Origin of the sequence: Microcoleus sp. F10-B2, assembly GCF_036704965.1 — a bacterium.
Classification (GTDB): domain Bacteria; phylum Cyanobacteriota; class Cyanobacteriia; order Cyanobacteriales; family Microcoleaceae; genus Microcoleus.
Map to the genome: position 1 here is coordinate 1 of NZ_JAUBTB010000153.1, position 9,791 is coordinate 9,791.

Here is a 9,791-nt window from a genome sequence, read left to right on the forward strand (position 1 = left end):
CGTCATTGGATTTCTCACCGGATGGTCTTGGATTTTACAGTCTTTATCTCTATCACATCTTTAAAAAAATGGTATTAGTTTACTCAAACCTGTGTATAAACGTGTATAGAGAAAAATCGAACCTTATAGGGTTCTACCTCAGCAATAAATAGAGAAATCTAGAGAATTTGCAGCAAGTCGCAACGGTTGCAGCACCTATGCAGATTTTGCAAACCCGTAGGGTCTGTAACAAGCCAACACAGTCCCAAAGCAGACCAATCTTGTAGAATACTGAACAGGAGGAAAAAGCAGTGCCATCAGCCCTAATCACGACTAAGCCGAACGAAGAACGCAGCATTGAAGTGGAGGACGTGTCCGACATTCAAGGCTGGTATCGGCTGGGGATTTGGCAATGGCTAGCGTGGAATCGCCTTAAGTTTCTCTATAATCTCCTAGTAAAATGTGAAGCCCGAGAGCGGAGATTAATGGCTCGACGGCGCGACCGGGAATCTCAGCGCTCATACCTCAGACATTGCGACCATTTAAATGTGTTTCGATTGTGGGCTGCTTTAGCGTTGTGGGCATCCGAACATCGCAGCGCCGGGATTATTGAGTACGCTCGCAAGAAACTAGGTTCGCGCTCTACTTCAATACAATTCTTAAAGCCTCCCCCTTGCTTTATCAGAGGGCTTCAAGGTTTCGCTCGCACCGACCTAGATACCGCACTCGCTAACAACTAGCGGGGCGGTGCCAATTACGCTTTAATTTTCCCAAAATCTAGACACCAAAAAACCGCTGCTTTCGATTGGCGTCTGACTGCAACGGCTTTTTGGACTTAACCAAATTCATACTCGCCTGGGGGCGAGAAAATTCATGTACGACAATTCTACTCCGATCGGCGGTAAAATTTCAAGCGTCCGTGCGGCATTAATCAATGCAATCTCTAAAATGCCCGAATCTTGGGCGCTAACTCTCTGCGTAGACAAGCGCAACTTGTGGCCCAACTGGAATAAAACCAAACTCGATCGCGATCGACTGATCGAAGCAATCCGATCGCAAACCAACCACGAAGGCAAAAAAACCCTGTGGACTGGGGTGAGCATCGTCACCGGCCCGCTATCTAGTGGCATTATGGCGATCGACTTTGACGGGCCGGCAGCATGGAAAAAATATCTTGAGCTTAGCGACAATCAAGCGCCGCCATTTACAAACCACTGGACATCAGGCAAACCGGGACACTTCCAAATTTTGCTATCCGTGCCACCGGAAAAATGGGAAGGGTTGAAGCCCCAAAAAATTGAGTTAGAGAACGGCAACAAACTAGAACTGCGATGGAATCAGTGTTCCACGCTCCCGCCGTCAATCCATCCTGACACGGGTAAGCCCTACTTTTGGGAAAGTGATACTGATACTCCGATCGCAGAATGCCCCGACTTTATTCTTGATTTGATGAGGGAAGTACCCGCGATCGAACTCCCCCAGAAGCCAAAACCCGAAAATCCAATATCTGCAGATGCTGACGAGAAAAGTCTGGTAGATAAGTTGGAGCAAGAAATTCTCCCGCGACTGGACGCTGAGGAATTCTACGGCAGCTACATCAAGCTGAAAACCTCGGGGAAAAATCTCAAAGGTCTGTGCCCATTCCATGATGAAAAAACAGCAAGCTTTACCATCTCCCCAGAAGAAAAGACTTTTCATTGCTTTGGCTGTAGTGTTGGTGGCGGGCCCGTCCAGTTTATTCATCAATTGCGTGGCGGTTCTGGCAGTCCAACTGGTAAAGATTTCTATTCTGTGGTGATGGAGCTCGCCGATCGTGTTGGTGTGAAAATAGGCGATCGCAAATTCAAACAAAACCCAAAATCCGACAACGTACTCCAGCACCCAACAACTAATAATGTTGTGCGGCCGAAAGAGTTCCAGATTCCTGATATCTCTGAGCTAGGGGAAGAAATCGAGAACTTGCTAGAGTCCGACCTCAAGAAATCTCAGTTACAGCTTAAAATCTCCGAGCTCGCTCAAAAGTTTCGGGTCAACTCTGCTGATGTCTGGAAAATTTACCGCGACCGCGAGCAAGAGCAAGAGCAAGCCGACAACCGGGAAGATGTGGCGACAGAAGTTGCACGGCTTCTGAACTCAAAAAAATCTCAGATAAATATTGCTGAAATCATCCCTGTGGGTTTAGCGGCGCCGATCGAAAAACTGGCAAAAATGCTGAACCTAAAACCGGAGTGTTATCTGACAACTCTGCTGACCCAAATTTCCAGCCTCTTTAAAGTTGGGAGCGAAATCAAACTCCGCAATGACACCAACTACCGCGTCACCCCAAATTATTTTGCCGGCATTGTTGCTGAATCCTCTCAGAAAAAATCTCCCATCATGCGGGAAATTATCGATCGCCCGATGCAGCCCTTACGGGAACGGGCAAGGAAGGAATTTGAAAAAGCACAGGAAGCTTATGAGAGGGAATTAGCAACTTGGAGAGCGGCCAAAGGAGAGGATAAAGGTGTTGCTCCAAAACCACCGCGCCAAAAACTTTACTCTTTCTCAAAGACCACAGGAGAGGGGATTCTCTATCAAGTAGCTGAGCATCCCGATCAGGCGCTGATGTATCGGTGCGATGAACTGGCGGGGCTGTTTAAATCTGCAAACCAGTATCGGGGCGGCAAAGGTTCCGACGATGAAGATTTACTCGAATTCTGGAACGGCACAGGCAGCACAGTTCTAAGAGCGTCGGGAGTTAAAGCCGACCTAGACGGGTTGTTGCTGTCAGTGTTCGGGACAATTCAGCCCGATGTGCTCGCAAGCTTGCTCAAAGATTGCAGCGACTCTAACGGCAAGTTCGCCCGGTTCGATTTTGTGATTCAACCGCTGGCCGCGTCGAAATTATCCTTAGAGGACAGCGGAAGTTTCGACTTGACTCCAATGCTTAGCAGTCTTTACCAAAAAATTGATGCACTGCCAGCGCTGAAATTAGAGCTAGAACCCGACGCCAAACGCTACTTTACAGAGTTTTACAACAAGGCAGAGGACAAGCGGGTTGCAGAACCCATGCAAGGTAAGCGGGCGATGATTGGCAAAGCACCGGAAAAAGTAGGAAAGCTTGCCGGAGTCCTTCACGCGCTCAACTGCACTTTTAACGACCAACCCGTCACGTCACGCATCCCAAAAAGTATTGTGCAGGCAGCAGTCAAATTTGTGATTTTCACCGCGAACCAGATTGACGTGCTCTACACAGAGTTCTCCGATCGAACTGCACTGGCTCCTAATTTAGTAAAAATTCTCGCTCTGGCAGAAGCCAAGGGTGGGACAGTTTCTGCACGGGATGTCACCCAGGCGTTTGACTCCAAGCATCGACCCAGTAAGCAGCAAATTCAAGAATGGTTTGCAGAGTTGATCGAGATGAAGTATGGCGAGACTACAATAAAAGGTCAAAGAATTTCATTTACCATCTCTCCACACTCCACAGTATCCACAGTAGCGCCAAACCGTGATGGAGAGAGCGATACACATATCCACACTTCCCTCTCCACAGTATCCACAGTATCCACAGTTAAACAGCCTGATAACGTTAAAAGTGTGGATAAGTGTGGATAAGTGTGGATACACTGTGGATACCCCTATCCACACCCTAAAATCCTTACCAGATGAGGCTTTAGGGGCAAGTGTGGATACTGTGGATACAAAATCGGCATCCTTGGAAAACTCAAAACCATTAATGATGAACTGTACTACAGAAAACCTGACTCAGACCAAGACTGTAGAAGCCAAGAAAGGGCTCCGAGTCCGGTACATCGGGACAAAGTACGCAGAACAGCTAGCGGGTCTAGAGTTGGCGGTGGATGCAATCAGTAAATACAGAGAGATTGCTTGCGTAAAGCCTGACGGAAGTTTTACTACATGGCTTGACCCCAAGGACTTGGAAGCCGCTGACTAACGGCTAAATCCCATCCCCCCTTAACTGGGGGATTTTGTGTCTACACTTTCTGTAGACAAAATGTAGACAGCGTAGACAGATATCAGTTAGTGTAGACAGATACTGTATACAGGTGTCTACAATGAGTCAAAGTCAAGTCGTATCGTTCAGAGCTTCCGGTCACTTCCTTAACTGGATAGAGGATCAGAGGCTAGAGGGTGAGTCGGTAAGTCAAGCTGCACAACGCATTCTTAAGGAAGTGTCAGGTACGTCTACATCGCTGTCTACAGTGTCTACAGCTAGCAGCAATATTGTGTCTACACCTTCTACAGATTTGTCTACACGAAGCAATAATAGCGTCGTGTCTACAGAAATTGTAGACATTGTAGACAAGGCTGTCAGTTCAAGTCTTGACCCCGTGATGGAGCGTATGGCCGCCATTGAGGAACGGCTGGGAAAATTGAGAGCCTGAGTGATGGCAACGATGAATCACTCAGGCAGGAATTGAAAGCGGCCAATAAGCAGCTTACAGAGTGGGATGCAGAACTGAATCAGTTACACGAGCGCAACGGCGATTTAGGACTGAAGGTGCAGATGTTGGAGCAAGAACTCAAGGAAGCGCGGCGCGATCGGGAAGCAAATAAAAACTCTGCTCCGACCGTGGCAGAATTTCCAGAGCCGGCCGACTTGCTGAACCAGTTAAAAGCGCGGCGTAAAAAGTCGAGAGCAGACTTGGCTGATATGGAAGCAGTTTTGGAGATACTTAGCTATGCTCAAGGGCAAGATTGAGCGACAGATGAGCGGAAAACAGAAATTTTGTTAGGATGGCAAACCTAAAACCTTTGACCGCTAAAGCATGGAAATTCATGGACACAACTGGACTCGAACCAGTGACCCCTACGATGTCAACGTAGTGCTCTAACCAACTGAGCTATGCGTCCTCACGAATTCCTAATGTAGCAGAACATTCGATCGCCTGTCAAGCATAAATATGAGAATTTTTTTAGCGGGCACTCTTGACATCGCCCCTAATGCCCAATCCCCCGCCAAATCTTCACAGTTCGATCGCCCGCACCACTAGCCAAACTCCCCCCATCAGCACTAAACGCCACCGACAAAACCTCCCCCGCGTGGCCCGTCAGAATTTCCAGCAAACTCCCCGTACCCGCATCCCACAAATAAATCGTGCCATCCCGACTCCCCGTCGCCAAAACCCGACCATCGGGACTCAACGCCACACACAAAACATCCCCAGAATTGTCCCTCATACTCCGCAGCAGCGTCCCTCGCCCCTGTCCATCCACCCGCCACAGCTTCGCCGTACCATCCCGACTGCCACTCGCCAAAATCAATCCTTCTCCTACTCCCCCCCTTACCAAGGGGGGGCTGGGGGGGGTCTGACCGGCCAGGGAGTTGGGGGAGTTCGCAGCAAAAACGATCGCCCGCACCCAATCCCCGTGCTCTGCTAAAGTACAAATCGATCGATTATTTTGCCAATCCCACAACTGCACAGTCTTGTCCCGACTGCCACTTGCCAAAAACTCCCCGCCAGGACTAAAAGCCACAGCCTCCACCCCGCCAGCGTGACCCGTCAAAGCCAACATCCGCCTTCCCTTATTCAAATTCCACAACTGCACAGTTTTGTCCCGACTGCCACTAGCCAAAACCTGACCGTCCCGACTGAATGCCACAGCATAAACCCTGTCTTCGTGACCCCGCAAAGCGTACCACCACTTACCCTTATTCAAATCCCAAATTTGAATTGTTTTGTCCCGGCCGCCACTAGCCAAAGTCGCGCCATCAGGACTAAACGCCACACAAGTCACCCAGTCAGAATGACCCGTAAGAGTGTACCACCGCTTACCCGCATCCAACTTCCACATCTCAATGGTCTTGTCCTCACTGCCGCTAGCTAAAGTCGCGCCATCAGGACTGAAAGCTACCGAGGTGACAGCATTAGAATGCCCTACCAGAGTATGAACACACCTCCAAGTAGGCGCGCGTGCCGGCCGGGCCCGCTGCATCTGCGGCACAGGTATAATTGTGCCTGCAACCGTTGGCGGCACAGCATTCTGCACCGCAGGCGTCCTCTGTGGCACGGGAATTTTAGGCGCTGGTAGGGGCAGTGCCCCCGTGCCCGCCCCCGCCGGCTGCAAATCTTTCAATACCTCAGCTACAGATTTGTAGCGGCGACTGAGACTCGGTTCGATCATTTTGTCGAGGATGCGACTTAATTTCGGAGCGATTGGAACTTTCAAAAAGTCTGGCCAAACCCAAACATCTTGATTGATATCAAACAAATCAAAAGGAGATATTTGAGTCAGCAAATAAATGCAAGTTACTCCCAAACTGTACAAATCGCTGGCATAAACCGCTTGACCTCTAATTTGTTCCGGCGCGACAAATTCGGGAGAACCGATGACTGTACCGGTTTCTCTCAAACCCTCCACAACTTTTGCAGCGCCAAAATCAACTAAAACTAATTCCCCGGTTAATGTGGGGTAAGTATAAAGGATGGGAGTTTGAGAAATGCGGCGGATAATATTGGGCGGTTTAATATCTCGGTGAATTACACTGCGATCGTGCACGAACTGCAATACTGGCAATAAATCCTTCAGCAGACTGAGAATCTGACTTTCGCTGAAAGGCCCAGTCCGCGCCAACTCTTGCTGTAAATTCTGACCTTCTATAAATTCCTGTACCAAATACTGATAGCGTTCCTGCTGAAAGTGCGCCAGCAGTTCGGGAATTTGCGGGTGTTTCCCCAACTCGTCCAGCCGCACTGCTTCTCGGTTGAATAATTCTGCTGCTTTCTCGCTGCTGCTGGTACCTTGGGATAGGGGGAAAAACTGTTTAATTGCACAGCGCGGTTTTGAGGGTTTGTCTTGGTCTACTGCTAAAAAAGTGCGACCGAAACCGCCGCGCCCGAGGGGTTTGATGGCGCGGTAACGCTCTCTGAGCAACAGTTTGGAGCCGCAATTCAGGCAGAATTGGGTACGATCGGCATTTTGCGGGTTTTGACAGGTGGGGTTTAGGCAGTAACTCATAACTGAAGCGAGAAGGAATCAGCAGCATCTCTCTATGATACTGAGGCAAAAGGGCGATCGACTCTCGCGTTACAATTATAGTCCTGGACGCACGGGCGAACAGAAACCGTGTTTTTAACCAAAATATTTGCTTAAAACTTTCAATCTCGGTTCCAAAACCAGTTTCTTTGTTCTGGTGCATAACTCCTAAATTAGAACTTAAAAAACTAAAGTCATGACTACAAACTAGTTTGTAGTCATGACTTTAGTCCTCATAATTTAAGATGTCGCTTTCACATTCAGAGCATACTCTTTAAACCTTTCCAAGTCAGCCTGAATAGTCGATTCAACCACGCGGCCGAGAAATAGGTTATCCATTAATTTTCCCAACCAGCCGGGAATTCCGTAAGCCACTGTCAGCTTGACGATACTGCTGTCTTTGCGATCGTAAAATCTTACCGCACCTCGATTTGGCAAACCGTCTACCGATTCCCATTGAATTATCTGATTCGGCACTAATTTGAGAATCCGAGAAAGCCAGCTAAATTCTAACCCGCCAGTTGCGAGTTTCCAGCGAGACAATTCTGGATTTTCTTCGAGAACATGAACAGATTCGATCCACTTCATCCAGCGCGGCATTTGCTCTAAATCCGACCAGAGTTGCCACGCTAATTCGATGGGAATTGCCACTTCTACTTGGACGCTGTGTTCTAACCAATCAGTCATGCGATTTTAGATTTTAGATTTTAGATTTTAGATTGAAGAAGTGTTTCTCGTTACTAGGCTCTGCCTGGTAACGCATTTCTAGAGGCTCTGCCTCGCGTTTTCTGTCTAAATACTGGAGGCGGGGCCTCCTGATAGGCATTCCCTGGCATTGCCTGGGAACGAGAGAAAACGAGAGAGGACTAATGACTAATGACCGTAAGCTTCGAGAATTGCCTTAGCCGCTTGATGGCCTGAAAGTGTCGCTCCTTCCATGCTATCAATGTAGTCTTGCTGAGTGTAACTTCCTGCTAGAAAGAAATTGGCGATCGGCGTTTTTTGAGCGGGGCGGAAAACATCCATGCCCGGTGCTTCGCGATACAAAGATTGAGCGAGCTTAACTACACTGTACCAAGTCATATTTAATTCCCGCGCTGAGGGGAATAAATCCTGAACTTGTTTGAGTACGTGTTGGGCGATCGCCTCATTGCTTTGTTTAATAAACGGATCTCCCGGTGTCAGCACCAACTGCAGCAGCGAACCTTGTCCTTCTTGATAATAATCCTTGGGGCTTGTCAGCGCCAAATCTGCAAAACAAGAAAAATCTGCATCTGCTGAATATAGCAAATTATCGATTCCTACAGCGTGGCTCAACTGTTTGCGCTTGGCTTCGTCTTCCAGTTCCGTTACCCAACCGTCGAACCGCAATTGTACTGTAGCAACTGGCACCGCATCTAACTTATAAATGTTGTCAAATTCCGACCATTTGCGCCAAGCTGGGGGCAATATTTTCTGAATTCCCGGCACGTCGCAGGCGAAAACGTAAGCGTCTGCGGTAATCTTTTCTTCTGTTTCGCCGTTAGCTACTACCAAGCCTGTCACGCGGGTTTCTTCGCCTTCTTCAAACTGAATTTCTCGGACTCTGCGCCGCGTGTAAATTTTTGCTCCTTTTTTTTCCAAATATTCCACAATTGGTTTGTGCAAATATTCGTTGGGAGAACCGGCCAGCATCCGCATGACAGAGGCTTCGGTTTTCGATGCAAAGAATTGGAAGATTGTCAACATACACCGGGCTGAAATATTTTCAGTGTCGATAAAACCCAGTGCGTAGGCGATCGGATTCCACATTCTTTTGAGCGAGTTTTGGTTGCCACCTTGGCTGCGGAACCAGTCAGCGAAGCTAACTTTATCCAAATCGCGGATAGTTTTCATCGCTCCGTCAAAGTCTATCAAACCTCGGACGATCGGGCTAGTTCCCAGGGCGATCGCATTTTGAATTTTGTCTTGTACCGATAGCTGGGATGTCGTGAAAAACGCCTTCAATCCGTGGAAAGGAGCACCCACCGGAAAGCGAAAATCTAAAGAACCAGTTTCGCCGCCTCGATTGATAAAAGTGTGGACGTGTTCTTTGAGGAGCAAATCGTCAAATGCTCCCACTTTTTTCATCAGGGCAAATAAGTTATAATAGCAGCCGAAGAAGACGTGCAAACCCATTTCAACGTGATTGCCGTCGGGATCTACCCAACTGCCGACTTTGCCGCCGACAAAGGGGCGGGATTCAAAAATTTCTACTTCGTGGCCGGCCTCCACTAAATCGACTGCTGTGGTCATTCCAGCCAGTCCCGCACCTGCGATCGCAACCCGCATTTTACCTATCCTTTCCAGTATTTTTACAGATTGTAACAAATTTTAGAATATCAAAAATATTATTAAAGTTCGTAAATGCCGATCGACACTTGTACAGCCCTCTGAATTCTTGCTAAAAAATCCGCACTAATATGACCGTAAGGGCCCTGTTCTAGATAAGTTTTTTGGACTGCTAGAATTTGCTCGCAGACAGCGAGTGAGTCCGATTCTAACCCCCCGACCCCCGCAGGAATCAAAATCCGAGTCGGAGTTTCCCCCCCTCTCAAATCGCTAGTAAAAGGAACAATCAGTACAGTACGGCTCAATTCATTCCGGCTATTTATGGAAACGACAGCAACAGGACGTTGTTTGGTATCTCCTATCGCTTGCAAAGCTCTCACAAGATCAACTTCGCCTTGTTGCGGATAAGCTTCTGTCATTGTATCAAAGACCTTCCTCTATTAAAATTTCGTATCCGCTCAATAAATCGGGGTAACAGCAAAAAAGAAGGTTCACAATCATAGGCACAGCATGGTAGAATATAA

9 protein-coding genes and 1 tRNA gene are annotated in these 9,791 nt (G+C 48.1%); 5 read left to right on the forward strand and 5 right to left on the reverse strand.

The window, feature by feature from the left end:
• The first annotated feature begins 290 nt into the window (after positions 1–290).
• The 5 genes from QUA99_RS31160 (at position 291) to QUA99_RS31180 (ending at position 4,681) form a co-directional block, all read left to right on the forward strand.
• Positions 291–719, forward strand: coding sequence for a hypothetical protein (locus tag QUA99_RS31160; RefSeq protein WP_333245028.1), 429 nt, complete (start codon positions 291–293; stop codon positions 717–719).
• A gap of 133 nt (positions 720–852) precedes the next feature.
• On the forward strand, positions 853–3,573 hold the full coding sequence (locus tag QUA99_RS31165) for a DUF3987 domain-containing protein (protein ID WP_333245031.1): 2,721 nt from the start codon (positions 853–855) through the stop codon (positions 3,571–3,573).
• 13 nt (positions 3,574–3,586) lie between these two features.
• Positions 3,587–3,913: a hypothetical protein gene (locus tag QUA99_RS31170; protein ID WP_333245034.1), complete on the forward strand. Its 327-nt coding sequence runs from the start codon at positions 3,587–3,589 to the stop codon at positions 3,911–3,913.
• 121 nt (positions 3,914–4,034) lie between these two features.
• Positions 4,035–4,364, forward strand: coding sequence for a hypothetical protein (locus QUA99_RS31175; protein WP_333245037.1), 330 nt, complete (start codon positions 4,035–4,037; stop codon positions 4,362–4,364).
• 32 nt (positions 4,365–4,396) lie between these two features.
• On the forward strand, positions 4,397–4,681 hold the full coding sequence (locus QUA99_RS31180) for a flagellar alpha dynein (RefSeq protein WP_333245040.1): 285 nt from the start codon (positions 4,397–4,399) through the stop codon (positions 4,679–4,681).
• A gap of 78 nt (positions 4,682–4,759) precedes the next feature.
• Here QUA99_RS31180 and QUA99_RS31185 read toward each other — a convergent pair.
• From QUA99_RS31185 to QUA99_RS31205, 5 genes are all read right to left on the reverse strand, one after another.
• A tRNA-Val gene (locus tag QUA99_RS31185) sits at positions 4,760–4,833 on the reverse strand.
• Between the two features lie 87 nt (positions 4,834–4,920).
• Positions 4,921–6,939: a protein kinase domain-containing protein gene (locus QUA99_RS31190; protein ID WP_333245043.1), complete on the reverse strand. Its 2,019-nt coding sequence runs from the start codon at positions 6,937–6,939 to the stop codon at positions 4,921–4,923.
• Positions 6,940–7,197: 258 nt separating this feature from the next.
• Positions 7,198–7,644: an SRPBCC family protein gene (locus QUA99_RS31195; RefSeq protein WP_333245046.1), complete on the reverse strand. Its 447-nt coding sequence runs from the start codon at positions 7,642–7,644 to the stop codon at positions 7,198–7,200.
• A 186-nt stretch (positions 7,645–7,830) separates the two neighbouring features.
• Positions 7,831–9,267, reverse strand: a complete 1,437-nt coding sequence (gene zds / locus QUA99_RS31200) for a 9,9'-di-cis-zeta-carotene desaturase (RefSeq protein ID WP_333245047.1) — start codon at positions 9,265–9,267, stop codon at positions 7,831–7,833.
• A 62-nt stretch (positions 9,268–9,329) separates the two neighbouring features.
• Positions 9,330–9,686, reverse strand: a complete 357-nt coding sequence (locus tag QUA99_RS31205; protein WP_333245050.1) for a type II toxin-antitoxin system PemK/MazF family toxin — start codon at positions 9,684–9,686, stop codon at positions 9,330–9,332.
• Positions 9,687–9,791 lie beyond the last annotated feature (105 nt).

What these genes read in the sequence shown, in the direction of transcription:
- QUA99_RS31195 (WP_333245046.1), bottom strand. Translation starts at nt 7,644, where the DNA reads ATGACTGATTGGTTAGAACACAGCGTCCAAGTAGAAGTGGCAATTCCC.
- QUA99_RS31190 (WP_333245043.1), bottom strand. Translation starts at nt 6,939, where the DNA reads ATGAGTTACTGCCTAAACCCCACCTGTCAAAACCCGCAAAATGCCGAT.
- QUA99_RS31165 (WP_333245031.1), top strand. Translation starts at nt 853, where the DNA reads ATGTACGACAATTCTACTCCGATCGGCGGTAAAATTTCAAGCGTCCGT.
- QUA99_RS31175 (WP_333245037.1), top strand. Translation starts at nt 4,035, where the DNA reads ATGAGTCAAAGTCAAGTCGTATCGTTCAGAGCTTCCGGTCACTTCCTT.
- zds (WP_333245047.1), bottom strand. Translation starts at nt 9,267, where the DNA reads ATGCGGGTTGCGATCGCAGGTGCGGGACTGGCTGGAATGACCACAGCA.
- QUA99_RS31205 (WP_333245050.1), bottom strand. Translation starts at nt 9,686, where the DNA reads ATGACAGAAGCTTATCCGCAACAAGGCGAAGTTGATCTTGTGAGAGCT.